17 protein-coding genes, 1 rRNA gene, 1 pseudogene and 1 riboswitch are annotated in these 18256 nt (G+C 40.9%); of the genes and pseudogenes, 14 read left to right on the top strand and 5 right to left on the bottom strand.

Features of this window, described 5'->3' with window-relative positions:
• The first annotated feature begins 92 nt into the window (after positions 1–92).
• Positions 93–209 (top strand): 5S ribosomal RNA (rrf, locus tag NR125_RS10940).
• A 430-nt stretch (positions 210–639) separates the two neighbouring features.
• Here rrf and NR125_RS10935 read toward each other — a convergent pair.
• Positions 640–1263, bottom strand: coding sequence for a LysE family transporter (locus NR125_RS10935; protein ID WP_009336787.1), 624 nt, complete (start codon positions 1261–1263; stop codon positions 640–642).
• 240 nt (positions 1264–1503) lie between these two features.
• Here NR125_RS10935 and NR125_RS10930 point away from each other — a divergent pair, with 240 nt between their 5' ends.
• Positions 1504–1683, top strand: a complete 180-nt coding sequence (locus NR125_RS10930) for an H-type small acid-soluble spore protein (protein WP_009336786.1) — start codon at positions 1504–1506, stop codon at positions 1681–1683.
• A gap of 37 nt (positions 1684–1720) precedes the next feature.
• Here NR125_RS10930 and NR125_RS10925 read toward each other — a convergent pair whose 3' ends face one another.
• A complete protein-coding gene (locus NR125_RS10925) occupies positions 1721–1870 on the bottom strand; it encodes a hypothetical protein (RefSeq protein ID WP_009336785.1) in 150 nt (49 codons plus the stop codon).
• Between the two features lie 166 nt (positions 1871–2036).
• On the opposite strand from NR125_RS10925, the gene NR125_RS10920 reads away from it, so the two are divergent.
• From NR125_RS10920 to NR125_RS10895, 6 genes are all read left to right on the top strand, one after another.
• The gene (locus NR125_RS10920; RefSeq protein ID WP_009336784.1) at positions 2037–2378 is read left to right on the top strand and encodes a metal-sensitive transcriptional regulator; all 342 of its coding nucleotides are present in this window, start codon (positions 2037–2039) and stop codon (positions 2376–2378) included.
• 17 nt (positions 2379–2395) lie between these two features.
• Positions 2396–2602 (top strand): copper chaperone CopZ, encoded by a 207-nt coding sequence (copZ, locus tag NR125_RS10915; RefSeq protein ID WP_009336783.1) that lies wholly within the window; start codon positions 2396–2398, stop codon positions 2600–2602.
• Between the two features lie 154 nt (positions 2603–2756).
• Positions 2757–5180 carry a heavy metal translocating P-type ATPase gene (locus tag NR125_RS10910; RefSeq protein WP_256815314.1) on the top strand — a complete coding sequence of 808 codons (2424 nt, stop codon included), beginning with the start codon at positions 2757–2759 and terminating at the stop codon, positions 5178–5180.
• Between the two features lie 175 nt (positions 5181–5355).
• Positions 5356–5484 (top strand): hypothetical protein, encoded by a 129-nt coding sequence (locus NR125_RS10905; protein ID WP_256815313.1) that lies wholly within the window; start codon positions 5356–5358, stop codon positions 5482–5484.
• A gap of 128 nt (positions 5485–5612) precedes the next feature.
• Positions 5613–5806: riboswitch (cobalamin riboswitch) on the top strand.
• Positions 5807–5940: 134 nt separating this feature from the next.
• On the top strand, positions 5941–8163 hold the full coding sequence (locus NR125_RS10900; RefSeq protein WP_217027669.1) for a ribonucleoside-diphosphate reductase subunit alpha: 2223 nt from the start codon (positions 5941–5943) through the stop codon (positions 8161–8163).
• A gap of 11 nt (positions 8164–8174) precedes the next feature.
• On the top strand, positions 8175–9212 hold the full coding sequence (locus tag NR125_RS10895) for a ribonucleotide-diphosphate reductase subunit beta (protein WP_256815312.1): 1038 nt from the start codon (positions 8175–8177) through the stop codon (positions 9210–9212).
• A gap of 53 nt (positions 9213–9265) precedes the next feature.
• On the opposite strand, the gene bioB is transcribed toward NR125_RS10895, so the two are convergent.
• From bioB to NR125_RS10880, 3 genes are all read right to left on the bottom strand, one after another.
• Positions 9266–10258: a biotin synthase BioB gene (bioB, locus tag NR125_RS10890; RefSeq protein ID WP_009333451.1), complete on the bottom strand. Its 993-nt coding sequence runs from the start codon at positions 10256–10258 to the stop codon at positions 9266–9268.
• A gap of 24 nt (positions 10259–10282) precedes the next feature.
• A complete protein-coding gene (locus tag NR125_RS10885; protein ID WP_019380468.1) occupies positions 10283–10879 on the bottom strand; it encodes a biotin transporter BioY in 597 nt (198 codons plus the stop codon).
• 232 nt (positions 10880–11111) lie between these two features.
• The gene (locus tag NR125_RS10880) at positions 11112–12488 is read right to left on the bottom strand and encodes a M28 family metallopeptidase (protein WP_217027666.1); all 1377 of its coding nucleotides are present in this window, start codon (positions 12486–12488) and stop codon (positions 11112–11114) included.
• 269 nt (positions 12489–12757) lie between these two features.
• Here NR125_RS10880 and NR125_RS10875 point away from each other — a divergent pair, with 269 nt between their 5' ends.
• From NR125_RS10875 to NR125_RS10855, 6 genes and pseudogenes are all read left to right on the top strand, one after another.
• Positions 12758–13033 carry a DUF2188 domain-containing protein gene (locus NR125_RS10875; RefSeq protein ID WP_009333454.1) on the top strand — a complete coding sequence of 92 codons (276 nt, stop codon included), beginning with the start codon at positions 12758–12760 and terminating at the stop codon, positions 13031–13033.
• A 424-nt stretch (positions 13034–13457) separates the two neighbouring features.
• Positions 13458–14210 carry a DeoR/GlpR family DNA-binding transcription regulator gene (locus NR125_RS10870; protein ID WP_009333455.1) on the top strand — a complete coding sequence of 251 codons (753 nt, stop codon included), beginning with the start codon at positions 13458–13460 and terminating at the stop codon, positions 14208–14210.
• Positions 14207–15136 (top strand): 1-phosphofructokinase, encoded by a 930-nt coding sequence (pfkB, locus tag NR125_RS10865; protein ID WP_034296743.1) that lies wholly within the window; start codon positions 14207–14209, stop codon positions 15134–15136. The genes NR125_RS10870 and pfkB overlap by 4 nt, the downstream gene beginning before the upstream one ends.
• A gap of 1 nt (position 15137) precedes the next feature.
• A pseudogene (locus tag NR125_RS30220) lies at positions 15138–15914 on the top strand (fructose PTS transporter subunit IIA); the annotation flags it as partial.
• 102 nt (positions 15915–16016) lie between these two features.
• Positions 16017–17009 (top strand): PTS fructose transporter subunit IIC, encoded by a 993-nt coding sequence (locus NR125_RS30215; RefSeq protein ID WP_434800835.1) that lies wholly within the window; start codon positions 16017–16019, stop codon positions 17007–17009.
• Between the two features lie 270 nt (positions 17010–17279).
• Entirely contained in the window at positions 17280–18146 is an 867-nt protein-coding gene (locus NR125_RS10855; RefSeq protein WP_009333458.1) for a GNAT family N-acetyltransferase, read from the top strand.
• Positions 18147–18256 lie beyond the last annotated feature (110 nt).

Below are 18256 nucleotides of genomic sequence, written 5' to 3'. Positions count from 1 at the left end.
CCGAAGCTAGACAAGTCATTGGTGAATACTCGGCAAATGCTTCTTCATACATTATCTAGTTTTGAGGGAACGAAGTTTCTTCAATTACATAGTCCGGTGGCGATAGCGAGAAGGTCACACCCGTTCCCATACCGAACACGGAAGTTAAGCTTCTCAGCGCCGATGGTAGTTGGGGGCTGTCCCCCTGTGAGAGTAGGACGCTGCCGGGCATATGAAAGAGCACCTGAAGGGTGCTCTTTTTTTGTATGTTTGGATGATTTTCAGTTTATGCTTCACTTTGGCACATATATGCGTCACTTTCATTCGTATAAGCGCCAGAAATGAATTATATATGCTTCACTCCTAATTAACTTCCTGTTTTATGTGTTAAATTTGTTCTCAGCAAAGAAGTATTGTGCCAAATGTGAGATAAACACCAAAACATGTAAGATAAAAGCGAAAACCAGTTAGGTCAACTCTTAGACATGCTAAATAAAACTTAATTCATGTCAGATAAATCCCCAAACTTGACAGACAACCATATTAACTGTAATGCAGCTTCAAAGAATTCATACCTTTGGCCATCCTGCAGCTCAGATTGATATTTCAGCACGTAATTATCTGTTTTTCTCCCCCTTGTCTGAATGGATGGAATATGTATTACAACAAAAGTTTATAAGCCTGTATCCCAAAATAAATCCCAAAGCCAATCAGCGATAAGCCAGATAATATGGAAATTAAAGCGAGAATTTTTCCGGTTAAAAATCTTCTAAAGCTGCTGGCGACGGCAGCCATCGTTATGTCCCAGAGGAGAAGCCCAGTGAAAATTGCACCGCTGTATAAAATGACATGAGCCTTGTCATACTCGGCTGCTGTTTTGGCCAGAATGGAACCATAGATGCCAAGCCAAAACAGTATAGTTAAAGGATTTGACAAAGACATGAGAAAACCCGACATAAAGGATTTAATTTTAGATTCATCTTTGGTTCTATAGCTTGAAACGACTTTGCCGGCACTTGTCAGGGTTTCAACTCCTGTGTATACAAGGACGAAAAATCCAAAGCACCATAAGAATGCTTTCATGAATGGTATCTCAAGAAAGTGTACAACCCCCAAATAAACAGCCCCCATATATATGGCATCTGCTGTCATAGCTCCCAGCCCCACCAGCCAGGCATGGAAAAACCCATTTTTTATTCCTTTATCCAACTGTGCAGCATTGATTGGACCGATTGGCGCTGCAAGCGACAGACCCAAGAAAACATAGCTTAGAAAAATGCTCATAAGTGTACAGCTCCTCACTCCAAAACCTATTTGTACAAAGTGTATTCAGTGTATTGGAAGGATAGGACAACTTTTAATCCAGAGCAAGTTATGAACAGCAGATTTTAATCAGATGCCATAGTCCATATAGACCTTGATCAAAAATCGAAGGCTTACTCACTTCACTTTTTGACAAAGCAAAGCATAAATTTCTCAACCATGCAAAAAATAAAATGAAAAATGCAGAGGAGAGTGTTACTTATGGATGCAAAACGTGTGAAACAAATTCTTTCATCATCAGCAGATATCGAAGTAAAATACAATGGTGCTTCTGTGTGGATCGACAAGCTGAATGAGGATGGAAGAACAGCTACGGTACATTTGCGCGGTCCACTTGAAGAAAGATCCGAGGTAGAAATTGGAGAACTGACAGAATTGTAAAGATGATCTTAAGCCGCCATGTTGGCGGCTTTTAACTCTATATTTCCTGATTGGACTCAGTTTGTGTACGTTCATTTAAATATTGATTCTCAGCAGAAGCAAAATTTACTGACTGCAGGCTGATATCTTTATCGATCCCATATAAATCTTTGCCCGTGTCTTCTGGATTTTTATGCTTTCTTTCCACATTAGCTGCCTCCTTTAATAAAGTGTTTCCGTTAGTATAAACAGAGATTTTAAATATCATGAAAGGGAAATTGTACATAAAAATCCGTAATTTATTTCATTTTGAGCACAGGCCTTTACATAGGATACCGGGGTATAATATAATAAATATAAAGGAGGCTGATCAAATGGCTTTTGAATTGGAAAATGAGGATTTAATGTCTGAAAGCTGCTGTTCGATCGAATCGGAACGAAAAAGTCATCACTCAGAAAAAGTTAAAAAGAATTTGACAACCCGTTTAAATCGGATTGAAGGTCAAATACGCGGAATAAAAGGACTAATTGACAGAGACGTGTATTGTGACGATATAATAACACAAATTTCTGCAACCCAGTCCGCTTTGAATAGCGTAGCGAAGCTTTTGCTCGAAGGCCATTTGAAAAGCTGTGTAGTTGAAAGAATCCATGAAGGCGATCAAGAAGTGCTTGATGAATTTTTAGTCACTATTCAAAAACTAATGAAAAAATAATTGGGGGTTTAAATATTATGGAAAATGTCACTTTAAAAGTTAGCGGAATGTCATGCGGACATTGTGTAAAAGCGGTAGAAGGCAGTGTCGGCAAACTAAATGGTGTTGATAAAGTAGCAGTTGACCTTGATAATGGCCAGGTGCAGGTTCAATTTGACTCTTCAGCAGTTACACTTGGGCAAATCAAAGAAACAATTGATGATCAAGGCTATGATGTAGAGTAATAGGATCGGGAAAGAACGTGTGGACAAAATACACGTTCTCTTTTTTTAGTAAATAAAATGAGTAATTTGTCTGGATTTATTTGATTGACATATAGGATAGAGGGGTATAGTATATAAATTGTGAGGAACATCGTTTAATAAAGGAGTGGGAGTTATGGTTGATGCAGCCCTTAAAGAGGTTCACCTTCCAGTATCAGGCATGACATGTGCTGCCTGTTCGTCTCGAATTGAGAAAGGCTTAAATAAGCTGGACGGCGTCCAAGAAGCAAGTGTCAATCTTGCTTTAGAAAAAGCAGCAATTAAATATAATCCTGAAGTAACTTCTGTTGAAGCTTTTGAGAAAAAAATTGAGGATTTAGGTTATTCGGTCGTATCTGAGAAAGCAGAGTTCGAATTGCTGGGCATGACTTGCGCTGCTTGCTCTGGAAGGATTGAAAAGGGACTTAATAAGCTTCCAGGCGTCAAACAAGCTGTAGTCAATCTGGCTCTTGAAACGGGCACTGTGGAATATAATCCTGAACAAATCTCCATTCAGGACATGATAAAGAAAGTGGAGAATCTAGGGTATCAGGCGAAAGTGAAAATGGATAAAGACCAGGATATCGAGGGATATCGGGAAAAGGAAATTGAGAAACAAAAAGGCAAGTTTATTTTTTCTTTAATTCTTTCCATCCCTTTATTCTGGTCCATGGTTGGACATTTCGAGTTTACATCGTTTATTTATGTTCCCGATATGTTTATGAATCCGTGGGTACAGCTGGCTCTTGCAGCACCGATACAATTTTTCATAGGAAAGCAATTTTATGTCGGGGCATATAAGGCATTAAAAAATAAGAGCGCCAATATGGATGTGCTGGTTGCACTCGGAACTTCTGCTGCTTTTTTCTATAGCTTATACCAATCAATTTTATCAATTGGCAGCAATGCACATATGGTGGAACTTTATTACGAAACAAGTGCTATCCTTATAACATTAATAATCTTAGGCAAGCTGTTTGAAGCCCGGGCTAAGGGACGTTCTTCTGAAGCAATCAAAAAGCTTATGGGGCTGCAGGCAAAAACAGCAACTGTCTTAAGGGAAGGGGAAGAAATTGAAATTTCCCTTGAAGAAGTCATTGCTGGGGAAATCATATATGTAAAGCCAGGTGAAAAAGTTCCAGTTGATGGTGAGATTATCGAAGGACAGTCTGCTTTAGATGAATCCATGCTGACAGGGGAAAGTGTACCTGTTGATAAAACAGCAGGAGATACAGTTATTGGGTCCACCATTAATAAAAATGGCTTCCTGAAAATTAAAGCCACTAAAGTCGGCAAAGATACAGCATTGTCACAGATTATTAAAGTGGTTGAAGAAGCGCAAGGTTCAAAAGCCCCTATACAGCGAATGGCAGACAGAATCTCTGGGATATTCGTTCCCATTGTAGTGGCCATAGCAGTGGTTACATTCCTGGTGTGGTATATATGGGTAAGTCCTGGAAATTTTGCAGAAGCACTCGAAAAATTGATTGCTGTCCTGGTAATTGCATGTCCATGTGCTCTAGGTCTGGCGACGCCAACCTCTATAATGGCCGGCTCAGGCCGGGCAGCGGAATATGGGGTTCTCTTCAAAGGCGGAGAGCACTTGGAGCTCACGCATGAAATCACTGCAGTCGTTCTTGATAAAACTGGAACAGTTACACATGGCAAACCGGTATTAACAGATGTGATTATAGAACACAATGTTGAAGAAAAAACATTTCTCCAGCTTGTAGGGTCAGCGGAGAAACAGTCTGAGCATCCATTGGCTGAAGCGATAGTAAAGGGAATAAAGGATAAAGGAATCATGCTATTTAATCCAGTTGAATTTGAAGCTATTCCGGGGTATGGAATAAAAGCGAGAGTGGATGGAAAAGATCTCCTGATAGGTACAAGAAGATTAATGGACAAATACGACGTTAATGTCCAGTCAGCCAAACTTGATATGGAAACACTGGAGGAAACTGGAAAAACGGCAATGCTTGTCGCGGTTGATGGCAAATATGCAGGTATCGTGGCAGTTGCGGATACAATAAAGGAAACATCCAGAGATGCAATCAAACGCTTAAGGAAACTGGGCATTGAAGTCATTATGATTACGGGAGATAACAAACGTACGGCTCAGGCAATAGCTGATGAAGTGGGCATAGACTCTGCAATTGCAGAGGTTCTACCTGAAGGCAAGGCAGAAGAAGTAAAAAAACTTCAGAACCAGGGAAAAATAGTAGCTATGGTCGGCGATGGCATAAACGATGCACCTGCACTTGCTGTAGCTGATATTGGTATGGCGATCGGAACCGGTACAGACGTTGCGATGGAAGCAGCTGATATTACGCTAATGAGAGGTGATTTAAATAGTATTGCAGACGCCATCCTAATGAGCAAAAAAACCATTAGGAATATAAAACAAAATCTTTTCTGGGCATTTGCATACAATACCCTTGGCATCCCAGTAGCTGCAATAGGGTTCCTTGCACCTTGGCTTGCCGGCGCCGCAATGGCGTTCAGCTCCGTATCTGTCGTTTTAAACGCACTTCGTTTACAAAGAGTAAAAATAAAGTGAAACTTCAATCAGCGGGAATTCTTTTTCTCTGCTGATTGTTAGTTGAACAAATCGGGCCTCAATGGGCAGTTGACCCACTCATCCTCCATGGACTCCTCTGAGCCCTGTAGTGGGGTCATACTGTCCGTTAGACTGCGATAAATGAAAAAACGTTTAATTAAAAGGAGCAGATAAAATGAAAAAATGGGCAGGTGCAGCGATTGCGTATCTCGTTCTTGTAATGGCAGGGTATGCTGTATATGATTCATTTTGGGCTACCCCTGAGCCGGTATCTCATGATATTGAAATGGAAAATCATGAGTGAGAAATAAAGAACAGAGGGAATATCCCCCCTGTTCTTTTTCGTCCATTAACGATTAAAAATTTGTAATCTATTTCTCTATATGATAGAATCATCTACAATATATAGTATATATTAAAAAGAATAAAAACTACATATAGATCGTGATTGGTGTCCTATGAGGACTTAATAGGGAATTCGGTGTAAAACCGAAGCTGTCCCCGCAACTGTAAGTGCAGACGAAAAGAGCATGCCACTGTACAAAACGCTTTATGGCGTTTGTATGGGAAGGGCTTTAAGTAGAGTGAAGCACAAGCCAGGAGACCTGCCAGGGCGATCGAAAGTTTCATATCTTCGGGGATTGAGATGATGAAACGATCGCGTAATGGCCGTTTATTCATCTGCTTCCAGCTATTATACTATCGTTTGATCCGCTCATTTTCCGGGCGGATTTTTATTTTGCCTTTAGGAGGAAGTAAGATGGTCCAAACCATACAACCGATAGAAATTTTAGAAGAACTTAAGACAGAATTTCCACAGCTCGGCATAGAGCACCTATTAAAAAGGTATGAAGAAATGAGCCAGCTGGGAGCGGAAGCAATGTATGACCAGTTTATACTGGATTGTTTATCTTTTATCAGTATTGATGAGCCTAATTGGACTTTTGCCGCGTCACGTCTGCTTCTTAAGAAGCTCTATACTGAGTCAGGAAAAAATAGAGAATGCCAGCCGGATGATTGCTACAAACATTTTTATACGTTAATTGAACGGCTGACGGCTTTAGGAATTTATGACCAGGATTTATTAGATGTGTATTCAAAGGATGAGATAAATGAACTTGCCCAATTCATAAAGAAAGAAAATGACCGCTTATTTACATATTTGGGGTTGAAAATGCTGGCTGACCGATATCTTGCCAGGGACAAACAGAAAAATCTTTATGAGCTTCCACAGGAACGGTTCATGATCATCAGCATGGTGCTGATGAAAAGGGAGCCGAAGGGTAAGCGGCTTGAACTCATTAAAGAAGCTTACTGGGCAATGAGTGGTTTGTATATGACTGTTGCCACGCCAACACTCGCTAATGCAGGGAAAAACTGGGGACAGCTTTCAAGCTGTTTCATTGAGACCGTTGATGACAGTCTTGATTCTATATATGACAGCAATACCGATATTGCATCACTGTCTAAAAATGGCGGGGGAATCGGAGTATATTTAGGGAAGATCCGCAGCAGAGGAAGTGATATTAAAGGATTTAAGGGTGCATCTTCAGGTGTGATTCCCTGGATGAAGCAGCTGAATAACACAGCAGTCAGTGTTGATCAGCTTGGACAGAGGCAGGGTGCTATAAGCGTCTATCTGGATGTCTGGCATAAAGATATCTTCTCGTTTCTTGATGCAAAGCTTAATAATGGAGATGAACGGCAGCGGACACATGATTTATTCACAGGTGTCTGCATTCCGGATTTGTTTATGGAAAAAGTGGAAAGCCGGGGATATTGGTATTTATTTGATCCCCATGAAGTCCGCAAGGTAATGGGCTTTTCACTGGAGGATTTTTATGATGAAGGTGAAGGCGAAGGTTCATTCCGCCAGAAATATAAAGAGTGTATAGATAACCCGAATCTATCAAGGGAAAAAGTGCCTGCCATCGATATAATGAAATCCATCATGAGAAGCCAGCTTGAAACAGGGACACCATTTATGTTTTACCGGGATGAAGTAAATCGGAAAAATGCCAATTCACATTGCGGAATGATTTATTGTACAAACCTGTGCACTGAGATTGTACAAAACCAAAGTGTTACAAAGAGGGTTGAAGAATATACAAGGGATGGGAGAATTATTATCGAAAAACATCCAGGAGACTTCGTTGTCTGCAATCTTTCATCCATCAATCTTGCAAGGGCCATAAGTGAGGGAGTACTTGAAAGGCTTGTGCCAATTCAGGTGCGAATGCTTGATAATGTCATTGATATTAATAGTATTCCGGTGCCTCAGGGCCAGATCACAAACCAGAAGTACCGTGCGATTGGACTGGGGACTTTTGGATGGCACCACCTTCTTGCACTGAAAAAAATCACATGGGAAAGCGAAGAAGCAGAAAAATTCGCTGACATTCTATATGAGCAAATTGCTTTTTTAGCGATAAAAAGTTCTATGGATCTGGCTAAAGAAAAAGGAAGCTATTCAGCCTTTAAAGGTTCTGATTGGGAAACGGGTGCTTACTTTGAAAAGAGGGGATATCTGGAGGCAGAGTCAGACATGGACTGGGCTGCATTGAGCAAAGAGGTAAGTGAAAACGGTGTTCGAAATGCCTATTTGCTGGCGGTTGCACCTAATGCATCAACTGCTTTAATTGCAGGAAGCACTCCAAGTATTGATCCTATATTCAACAAGCAGTACTCCGAAGAGAAAAAGGATTATCGGATCCCTGTGACAGCTCCCGATATTAACAGTGAGACCATTTGGTATTACAAATCTGCCTATCATATTAACCAGGAGTGGAGCATCAGGCAGAATGCAAACAGACAAAAACATATAGATCAAGCTATTTCATTTAATTTCTATATACCGAACCATATTAAAGCAATCGATCTTTTAAATCTGCATCTTTCAGCATGGAAGAAAAAATTAAAAACAACGTATTATATCCGATCAACTTCATCTGAGATTGAAGACTGTGAATCTTGCTCAAGCTAAAGGAGGACGTTATGAATACTCTAGAAAAACGGCCAATTATTAATCAATCGGCGCCAAACAAATCAACATCAATCATCAATGGGGAATGCTCCAATATGCTTAATTGGGATGATGTACGCTTCTCCTGGGCCTATCCAAAGTATAAAAAAATGCTCGCTAACTTTTGGACGCCTTTTGAAATAAACATGTCACAGGACATTAAGCAATTTCCGGAATTAAGGAAAAGTGAACAAGAGGCATTTTTGAAAATTATTGGCCTGCTTGCATTGCTCGACAGTATCCAGACGGATTATGCCGGAAAAGTTGCTGATTATATTACCGACTCAAGCATATCGGCACTCATGATCATACTTGCACAGCAGGAGGTGATTCATAATCACTCATATTCGTATGTTCTATCAAGCCTTGTTCCCAAACAAAAACAGGATGAGGTTTTTGAATTCTGGCGTACAGAACCTATATTAGCTGAAAGAAATGAATTTGTTGTGAACGGATATAAAGATTTTGCTGAGAATCCAAGTGCAGAGAACCTGCTGAAATCTATTGTGTTTGATGTCGTTCTGGAGGGGCTTTTCTTTTATTCAGGCTTTGCATTCTTTTATCACCTGGCCAGAAATCAGAAAATGGTAGCCACCTCAACAATGATTAATTACATCAACCGGGATGAACAAATTCATGTAGATTTGTTTGTTAAAATTTTTAAAGAAATTCTGCAGGAAAATCCGGAACTTAATACTAATGAATTAAGTAAATTCGTCCAGGAGACTTTTAAAAGAGCTGCTGAACTGGAGATTGAATGGGCCCGCGATGTGATCGGCAGCAAAACAGAAGGCATCCTGCTGTCTGACGTTGAAGCTTATATCAAATTTTATGCCAATATCCGCTGCAATCAGCTGGGATATGAACGGCCGTTTGAAGGCTACCGGACCAATCCGCTCCGCTGGATAGTAGCTTATGAGCAGGTTGACCATGGGAAGTCCGATTTCTTTGAACAAAAATCGCGGCAATATACAAAAGTTCAAATTGATAATGGCTTTGATGAATTATAAACCTTATCCGGATATAAAAAAAAAGATTCTGCTGTTGCGCAGAATCTTTTTTTTCATGAGAATACTGGTTCCCCAGATACAAAATCAATCTCAAAACCCAGATCCTTCAGCATTTGGTGATCCGCTGTGCTTTCCTGACCTGCTGTGGTTAAGTAATCTCCTACGAAAATAGAATTAGCAGGATAAAGCCCGAGCGGCTGAAGGCTCCTAAGATTCACCTCTCTGCCTCCGGATATTCTGATTTCCTTTGATGGATTGATAAAACGCATCAGGCAAAGCACCTTCAGACAATAGCGGGGATTCAAATCATCTGTCCCTTCTAATGGCGTCCCATCAATTGCATGCAAAAAGTTAACCGGGATTGAGTCGGCATCCAGGGCTTTTAGGCTTTTGGCCATCGCTACGACGTCTTCCCTGGTTTCTTTCATGCCAATAATTACCCCGGAACACGGTGAAATACCTGCGTCCTTTATTAATTGGACCGTATTGACTCTGTCACGGTATGTATGGGAGGTAGTGATGCTCTCATGATGATTTTCAGAAGTGTTAATATTGTGATTATAGCGGTCGACCCCAGCCTCCTTGAGCTTATCAGCCTGATCAGGCTTTAGAAGCCCGAGACAGGCGCAGACCTTCATGTTATAGTTATCCTTAATTTCTTTAACCGCTGAAATTACTTCATTTAGCTCCCTATTGCTCGGACCTCTTCCGCTTGCAACGATGCAATAGGTTCCAACATTTAGCTGATGTGCCTGTTTTGCACCCTGGATGATAGATTCCTTATCCATCATCCTGTATTTTTCAATAGGTGCTGTTGAGATGCTGGATTGTGAGCAATAGCCGCAGTTTTCAGGACATAGGCCTGATTTGGTATTAATAATCATATTTAATTTAACATGATTCCCATAATGATGATGGCGGATTTTATAGGCGCTGTGCAATAGATTCAGCAGCTCTTCATCTGGACAATTTAAAACATCCATTGCCTCCGAGTCTGTAAGTTCATGTCCTTCCAGTACGTCAAGTGCTAACTGTTGGAAATTCATATGTATCCTCCTTAGTAAAATTGTTTATGCTGCTCGGTTCATTTTTCTGAACTGACTGCTTGCAAATACTCTATGCTCCAGACGATGGGCCATTAACCCGGCAAAAACAGAGAGAATTATGTCTTTTGGAAGGGGGACCGCCATCCACAGCCATGCCAAATGATAGGTAAATCCCTCAGGTGCTGTAAACCAAAGTTTATAGGCCATATACATCCAATTCGTCCCGAAAACATAATTGATCACCATTCCGATTAAAGCTGCAGTAATATACACCGGAACAGATTTTTTCTTTTCTATCAATTTGCCGGTGACATAGGCTGTTACTATAAACGATAAGATAAAACCGAAAGTGGGGCTTAATAAGGAAGCAAAACCGCCGCCGAATTTTGAAAATACAGGGGCGCCTGCAAGCCCGGCAAAAGCATAGACAGCCATAGTAATAGCCCCTAATCGGCTACCTAAAATAGCCCCTGCCAGAATGGCAAAAAAAGTCTGCAAAGTAATAGGCACTCCCCCAATAACTAAAAATGGGACAAATGAAGTGATATTTGCTCCAACCGCCATTAGGCCAACAAACATGCCAGCCAATGTTAAATCAATCGTTCTTAAACCTGTCTTCATAAAATGCCTCCTGATAGATTTGTATTTATACAATTTAGAATAATAGCAGCAAACGTTTATTGTCAACTTAATTTTATAATAGGTTAACATATATATTTGGTTAAGGTGTGTAAACGTATGGTATGGCATATTGAATGGAGGTTAGGGAGAGAAGAAATCGGGGTTAGGCATGGAGTTTCTTTTTTGCTAATAAACCAGCCGCCGGCAATTGGCCAGCGGCTGGATAAAAGCATTAATTATTGCCTTGTGTTTTTTTTCGGACAACATCAAAAAGTCCGGAACCGATGATATCAAGTGCTGATTGCATTCTTTCTGCAGAGATATTATCTTCGATAGTATCCTGCGGTGTATGATAGACTTTTTCAATATGGTAAACAAGCGGATCCCAGCTGTCTATGCCCATCCAGATAAAAAGGGCCGCAGGAATGCCGGCATTATGGAAAGGAACATGGTCACTCGATCCGAATTTGCCTGGGAGAATATCAGAATTGCCCAAGCGTGCCCCAGCTTGACCAGTTGAAGAAGTTACAATGTTTTGGCTGCCGTCTGGTGTCATGGCATATAGGTTTGTAGCCTTTTCATAATTTGTAGCAACCATATCAGGAACAAAAACAGCTTCTATTTGATCTTTTTGTGTCTCTGTTAACTGATCTACATAATATCTTGCTCCTAAAAGTCCGCGTTCCTCAGATCCAAATGCAATGAATTTAAGGGTTTTGTCTGTATTGTATCCTTTATAAACTCTGGCTAGTTCAAGCATTAACCCTACACCGGAAGCATTATCATTCGCACCTGGAGCACCCACCACACTATCATGATGGGCACCTAGTATAACCTCTTTTGTATCTTCATCTTTTGATTTAGCTTCCTTGGTTGCAATTACATTTACCGATTTTAGATCCTTATAATGTTTTGCTGACAGGGAGAGCTCAACTGCACCTTGCTCCATTTGTTCCTTGAGCCATTCTCCATGAATATAGGAAGCCCCAAAAACCGGGATATCATATTCCGATGTAAGGTTAGGATTAAAAGTTTGTCCGTAATTGCCGCGGCTTCCAACAAGGCTTTGGAGAATCACACCAGCTGCCCCTGCCTCAACTGCTTTGGCTACCTGCTCTCGGTATCCGGCTGTAGTATCTGCTCGAGCCAGAAGAACTATTTTACCTTCGGCTCCCTGGAAATTCTCATTTTCCACAAAGATGACTTCTGCATGAACTGGCGTATCGCTGATTGCTCCGTTTGGTGCAGCGCCCATTTCCCATACCGTCCCATCTTCAAATGCTGCACTGCCTATGAATTGATCTGCTACTGGAAAGTATTGAAATTCAACATCATAGCCATAACTTTTGAGTGTATTGGCAATATACTCTGCCGATTTTTTTTCATTTTCTAATCCGCCGGGTCTTGTCCCGATTTCTTCCGATAGATACCTCACGTGTTCGATAGCACGTTCAGCATTTACTCTGGCAATAATCTTCTGATCTTGCGAGTGGGATGAATTTCCATTTTCATTACTTAGCGGGGCAGCATACCCGATTGTGCCAAAAGCTAAAGAAGCTGCTAGAGCCGCTGCTAATATCTTGGGAGATTTTCGACTATTTCTTGACATAATACCCTCCTGAAATTTAGTGGTTTTTCGATTCCCTAACGATTCCTAGTTTAGTAGAAAATGGTATTTTTTGAATAGAGTACTAATTCCTATGGGGTAAGCCTATTTTTGCGACACTATGTGTCAAATTTATATAATAAAAGACAAAATCTATTGGGGAATTATTACTGTTTATGGCGAGAGACTTTGTGTTTTTTTACTCCCTAAAAGGGTAAAGTGATAGTACTCATCGATAGATGAAAGTTCATTTATATAAAGGAGGTATAAACATGGCAAATCGTAAAAGCAACATTCACAGTGATGAACAGGAACAATATTTTAAGGACAGAGCAGGTACAGATGAAGCAAGATTCCATGTAGTACCGCACGATGAGGAAGGATGGGCAGTCAAAAAGGAAGGGCAAAACGAGCCTGAGTATACTGCAGAGTCACAGTCAGAAGCGGTGGAGAAAGCGAAGAGCATGGCAGAAGAAGCGGGGACAATGGCAATACTGCATAATGAAGATGGAAAAATAGAAGATCTGGTAAATTATGAAGATAAATAATCGGTCTTATAGAAGGGCACTGCCATTGAGCAGTGCTCTTTTCCTGTTCTGGAAGGCTAATGGAAAGAGATTCTATTTCCAAAACAAAAAAATTCCGCTTTCAAAAAGAAAGCGGATCAAAAAAGAGACCTTGGAACGAGTTAATTCTTAAATTAAAACAATATATAGTATCTGTGGTTGAACAAGAAACTATATATTGTTATTTTTGATTCTAGCATAATCAGACGGATAGAGCAAACTATTATTTTAATATATTTAAAATATTCTACTAATTTAATAATTATTGAGTTAATAATCGTAAAACAATTAAAAACGTTCGATATTTGAACGTTTTTGATTGTTTTTGAATGAAAATGATTGATTTTTGCAATCGGTTTCAGTATGATGTAATCAAGAGGAGCAACACATTCCAGGGGGTGATGTTTTGTTAACACCAGAGCGCCACAAATTGATTCTGCAGCTTTTAAAAGAAAAAGGTGTAGTGAAAATTCAGGATCTCGTTGATATGACAGAAACATCGGAATCAACAATCAGAAGGGACCTGACTCAGCTTGAGGAAGGAAAATACTTAAAAAGGATACATGGAGGGGCTGCCAGGCTTCAGGGAAAGCTCCAGGAACCCAGCATGTCTGAAAAATCCGCCAGAAACCTTCAGCAAAAGCGCCAAATCGCCCAATATGCCGCAAGTCTTGTTGAAGAAGGTGATTCCATCTATCTGGATGCAGGCTCGACAGTTACTGAAATGATTCCTTTCTTGCCTGCAAAAGAAATTGTAGTTGTAACGAACGGATTAATGCATATCAACGCATTGCTGGAACGAAATATAAAAACGTTTTTAATTGGCGGTTTTGCCAAGAGCCAGACAAAAGCCATCATTGGCAGGGGGGCATTGGAAAGCCTCGAAAATTATCGATTTGATAAATGTTTTATGGGGGTTAATGGCATCCATCCTCAATTCGGATACACCACACCGGATCAGGATGAGGCCATGATTAAGCAAATGGCCATTTCGCTTTCAAGGGAGGCATTCGTGCTTGCAGATGATACGAAGTTTTCAGAAATCGCATTTGCCAAGATTGCCGATTTGCATACAGCAGCAATTATTACTAATGAACTGAATGAGGATCAGCAAGAGCCTTATATCAGCAAAACTACAATAAAGGTCGTGACAGCATGATACACACATTGACGCTAAATCCGTCAGTGGACTACATCTTAGAATTGGATGAGATAATAGTCGGCGGTCTTAACCGCATACAGCATGATACAAAGTTCCCTGGAGGAAAAGGGATAAATGTTTCCAGAGTGCTGAACAGAATGGATGTTAAAAGCAAGGCCCTTGGCTTTGCAGGCGGATTTACAGGAGAGTATATTGTTGATTGCTTAAACAAGGAGAATATTCAAACTGACTTTGTCCAAGTTGCTGATGACACAAGAATCAATGTAAAGATCAAGACAAAGACGGAAACAGAAATCAATGCAAAAGGGCCGGCCATTTCAGGAAGGAATTTCGAGGATCTGAAAAATAAGATCCGCAGCCTATCAGAAGATGATTTGCTTGTTCTGGCTGGCAGCATTCCATCTACATTGCCGGAATCAACTTATGAAGAGCTGGTAAGAATTTGTTTAGAAAACGGGACGGCTTTTGTGGTGGATGCAGAGGGAGAATTACTGAAAAAGGTCCTTCCATACAAACCGTTTTTAATAAAGCCTAATCACCATGAATTAGGTGATTTATTCAAGACAGAATTTACTTCCGCAAAAGAAGTTATCCCATATGGACAGAAACTTGTAGAAATGGGCGCACAGAATGTAATTGTTTCATTAGCCGGCAAGGGAGCAGTCTTGATTTCTGATGAAGCAGCGTATATTTCAAGCGTTCCAAATGGGGAAGTGAAAAGTTCTGTAGGTGCAGGAGATTCCATGGTAGCCGGTTTTCTTGCAGCTTATGAAAAAAACAAAAATATAGAAAAGGCTTTTCAATACAGTGTTGCTTCCGGAAGCGCTACGGCTTTTTCACTTGGTCTTTGCACAAAGGAAAAAGCAGAGGAATTGCTTTCTCAGGTTTCGATTGAAAAGGTCAGCCTAAAAGGGGAGATTTAGGATGAGAATAACAGAATTACTGACAAGAGATACGATTCTGCTCTCATTGAGCGGAACAGGCAAAATGGATGCCATAAATGGATTGGTAAACCAGCTTGATCAAGCAGGAAAGCTTCATGACAGTTCTGCCTTTAAGAATGCCATTATAAAAAGGGAAGAACAAAGCACAACAGGTATCGGTGACGGAATAGCCATTCCGCATGCAAAAACCGGTGCGGTCAAGGAGCCTGCTATTGCATTCGGCAAATCAGAAGCAGGAGTGGATTATGAATCACTTGACGGTCACCCCGCACATCTATTCTTTATGATTGCAGCTCCGGAAGGAGCAAACAATACACATCTGGAAGCTCTATCCAGGCTTTCATCAATACTAATGAACGAGGAAGCACGCAAAAAACTCCAAAATGCTGCTTCTGCAGACGAAGTTATTGGAATTATAGACAGCTATGACGAGACAGAAGAAGAGGAAGTCCAAAATATTGCAGACAGTAAACGATTTGTTGTTGCTGTAACAGCCTGCCCAACAGGAATTGCCCATACTTATATGGCGGCTGATTCCCTAAAAGCCAAGGCAGCTGAATTGGGCGTTGATATTAAAGTTGAAACAAATGGCTCCAGCGGTGCTAAAAATGTACTGACACCAGAAGAAATCGCGAATGCAGCAGCAGTTATAGTCGCAGCAGATACAAAGGTTGAAATGGAGCGATTCAGCGGGAAGCATGTCCTTGAAACGGCAGTTGCTGATGGCATCCGAAAACCTCAGGAACTAATCGAAAAAGCGCTAAAGCAGGATGCGCCGGTATACAGGGGCGGAAGTGCGGACAGCAGCGGAAAAGCAGATAATAAAAAAGAACAAAAAGCAGGAATTTATAAGCATTTGATGAATGGGGTTTCCAACATGCTTCCATTTGTTGTTGGCGGCGGAATACTCATTGCCATTTCCTTTATGTTCGGATATAAAGCAGCAGATCCTAGTGATCCGTCGTATCATCCTATCGCAGAAGCACTGATGACCATTGGGGGAGGAAATGCATTTGGATTGATTGTTCCAATCCTTGCAGCTTTCATTGCCATGAGTATTGCTGACCGTCCCGGCTTTGCTGCAGGAGCAGTCGGCGGAATGATGGCAGCATCTGGAGGCGCTGGATTCCTTGGCGGCATCATAGCCGGCTTCCTTGCAGGTTATGTAGTAGTTGGGTTGAAAAAAGTTTTTGCTGGTCTGCCTTCATCACTTGAAGGAATTAAAACGATTTTGCTCTATCCGCTCTTTGGAATTGCGGTCACGGGATTGCTGATGCTTTATGTTGTCAACAAACCAGTTGGCGCATTAAATACTGCTATCACCGAGTGGCTTTCAGGTCTTGGTACTGGAAATGCCGTCTTGCTTGGAGTAGTTCTTGGGCTGATGATGGCATTTGATATGGGCGGCCCGGTTAATAAATCGGCTTATGTATTTGGTACAGGGCTGCTTGCAAATGGAGTATATGAACCAATGGCAGCCATTATGGCGGCGGGGATGGTTCCGCCTCTTGCCATCGCGCTTGCTACTACTTTATTCAAAAATAGATTTTCAAAACAGGAACAGGATGCAGGAAAAGCAAATTACATCATGGGATTTTCGTTTATCACAGAAGGCGCAATCCCGTTCGCAGCAGCAGATCCATTGCGTGTCATCCCGTCCATCATGGCAGGATCAGCCGTGGCAGGTGCCATCTCAATGATGGCTGGAGTTGGATTAAGGGCACCGCACGGCGGAGTCTTTGTCGTCCCTCTTGTCGATGGCCCATGGGGAATTTACCTTGCAGGAATAATAGCAGGTGCTCTTTTGTCTGCGATCCTTATCGGGTTTCTGAAAAAACCTTTAAATAAATAATGAATAACTAAAGCCGGTACTTAATGTATCGGCTTTTTTTTAGAAAATTCCTTTTAGAAAAGATTGAAAAAACTGAAAATAAATGATTAAATTAAAATAAACTAATCAGTCTATTTTATTTTATGAATAAATAAACTACCCAGTCTGTATAATTGGAGGTGTGAAACCATGGCCATTATCATTGTTATTAGAAGAGGGAACAAACATAAATAACCAGCCATTAGATGCACACCAAGTAAAACATCAGAAAACACATGAAGGAGAGCGTTTATGAAAATAAAAAAACTTTCTCAAGTTACCCTGGAGGAGGCGCTGACTGCTTGGAATAAAGGCTTTGAAGGCTATATAGTTCCAATAAAAATGGATACCCAGGCCTTTGTTAATCGAATCGCATCTGAGGGACTTTCGCCTGAAAAATCCATTGTCGTTTTTATGCACGGCGAACCTTGCGGAATCATATTGAATGGGTTCCGTGAGATTAACGGCAGGAAAATTGCCTGGAACGGAGGCACCGGGATCGCACCACAATACAGGGGAAAAGGTCTTTCTGCAGCCATGATGTCAGAGGTGCTTAGCATATATAAAGCTGAAAATGTACACACTGCTGTTCTTGAAGCAATTGAAGAAAATGAGAGAGCGATTAAGCTGTACAAAAAAGCCGGCTATGCAATTACTGATCAATTGCTTTATCTAAACAAGAAGCTAACACATAAAGAAATAGGCTCATTGACGGAAAGCCATTTAGCAATAAAAAAGATATATCCTGAACAGCTTCAGTCAATCAGCTTTTATGACAGCGATGCTGCCTGGCAGTGCCAGTGGCAAAGTGCGAAACAAGGGGAAGCTGCTTTGCTTATGAGTGAAGATGGGAAAGAGGAAGGCTATATTTTATACAAAAGAGTGCTGGAAGCAGCAGGACGTACAGAACGCATTATTATTTATCAGCTAAATTTTACGGATGGCAGTGCATATGAGGCAATGACTGAAAGTATTCTGGGCCAGCTGTTCCTGGATCAGGATGATTCGATTGATTTCACTGCAGTTAATATTTCTGTTTCCAATCCCGCATCGAAAGCTTTACTTAAAATGGGATTTGAAAAAAAGATTGGCCAGGTAATGATGAAAAAAACACTATAGGATGCATGACTCGTAGTTAAGATTCCCCCTTTCTGCAAAAAAATAAGTTACCAATTAATTTTTGAGATTCGTGCTTATAGGCATAATTTCTAATGGTTACTGATATGTTT

This window comes from Cytobacillus sp. Bac17, from assembly GCF_024519925.1.
In the GTDB taxonomy this organism is placed as follows: domain Bacteria; phylum Bacillota; class Bacilli; order Bacillales; family Cytobacillaceae; genus Cytobacillus; species Cytobacillus pseudoceanisediminis.
The sequence above is the reverse complement of the archived record's forward strand: the minus strand, read 5'-3'. Positions and strand labels throughout refer to the sequence as shown.

Bases quoted from the DNA above. Each gene is read 5' to 3' on its own strand.
- copZ (WP_009336783.1), top strand. From the start codon at position 2,396: ATGGAAAATGTCACTTTAAAAGTTAGCGGAATGTCATGCGGACATTGT.
- NR125_RS10930 (WP_009336786.1), top strand. From the start codon at position 1,504: ATGGATGCAAAACGTGTGAAACAAATTCTTTCATCATCAGCAGATATC.
- NR125_RS10920 (WP_009336784.1), top strand. From the start codon at position 2,037: ATGGCTTTTGAATTGGAAAATGAGGATTTAATGTCTGAAAGCTGCTGT.
- NR125_RS10910 (WP_256815314.1), top strand. From the start codon at position 2,757: ATGGTTGATGCAGCCCTTAAAGAGGTTCACCTTCCAGTATCAGGCATG.
- NR125_RS10905 (WP_256815313.1), top strand. From the start codon at position 5,356: ATGAAAAAATGGGCAGGTGCAGCGATTGCGTATCTCGTTCTTGTAATG.
- NR125_RS10935 (WP_009336787.1), bottom strand. From the start codon at position 1,263: ATGAGCATTTTTCTAAGCTATGTTTTCTTGGGTCTGTCGCTTGCAGCG.
- bioB (WP_009333451.1), bottom strand. From the start codon at position 10,258: ATGAATTTCCAACAGTTAGCACTTGACGTACTGGAAGGACATGAACTT.
- NR125_RS30215 (WP_434800835.1), top strand. From the start codon at position 16,017: ATGAATGGGGTTTCCAACATGCTTCCATTTGTTGTTGGCGGCGGAATA.
- NR125_RS10895 (WP_256815312.1), top strand. From the start codon at position 8,175: ATGAATACTCTAGAAAAACGGCCAATTATTAATCAATCGGCGCCAAAC.
- NR125_RS10900 (WP_217027669.1), top strand. From the start codon at position 5,941: ATGGTCCAAACCATACAACCGATAGAAATTTTAGAAGAACTTAAGACA.
- pfkB (WP_034296743.1), top strand. From the start codon at position 14,207: ATGATACACACATTGACGCTAAATCCGTCAGTGGACTACATCTTAGAA.
- NR125_RS10885 (WP_019380468.1), bottom strand. From the start codon at position 10,879: ATGAAGACAGGTTTAAGAACGATTGATTTAACATTGGCTGGCATGTTT.
- NR125_RS10880 (WP_217027666.1), bottom strand. From the start codon at position 12,488: ATGTCAAGAAATAGTCGAAAATCTCCCAAGATATTAGCAGCGGCTCTA.
- NR125_RS10855 (WP_009333458.1), top strand. From the start codon at position 17,280: ATGAAAATAAAAAAACTTTCTCAAGTTACCCTGGAGGAGGCGCTGACT.
- NR125_RS10875 (WP_009333454.1), top strand. From the start codon at position 12,758: ATGGCAAATCGTAAAAGCAACATTCACAGTGATGAACAGGAACAATAT.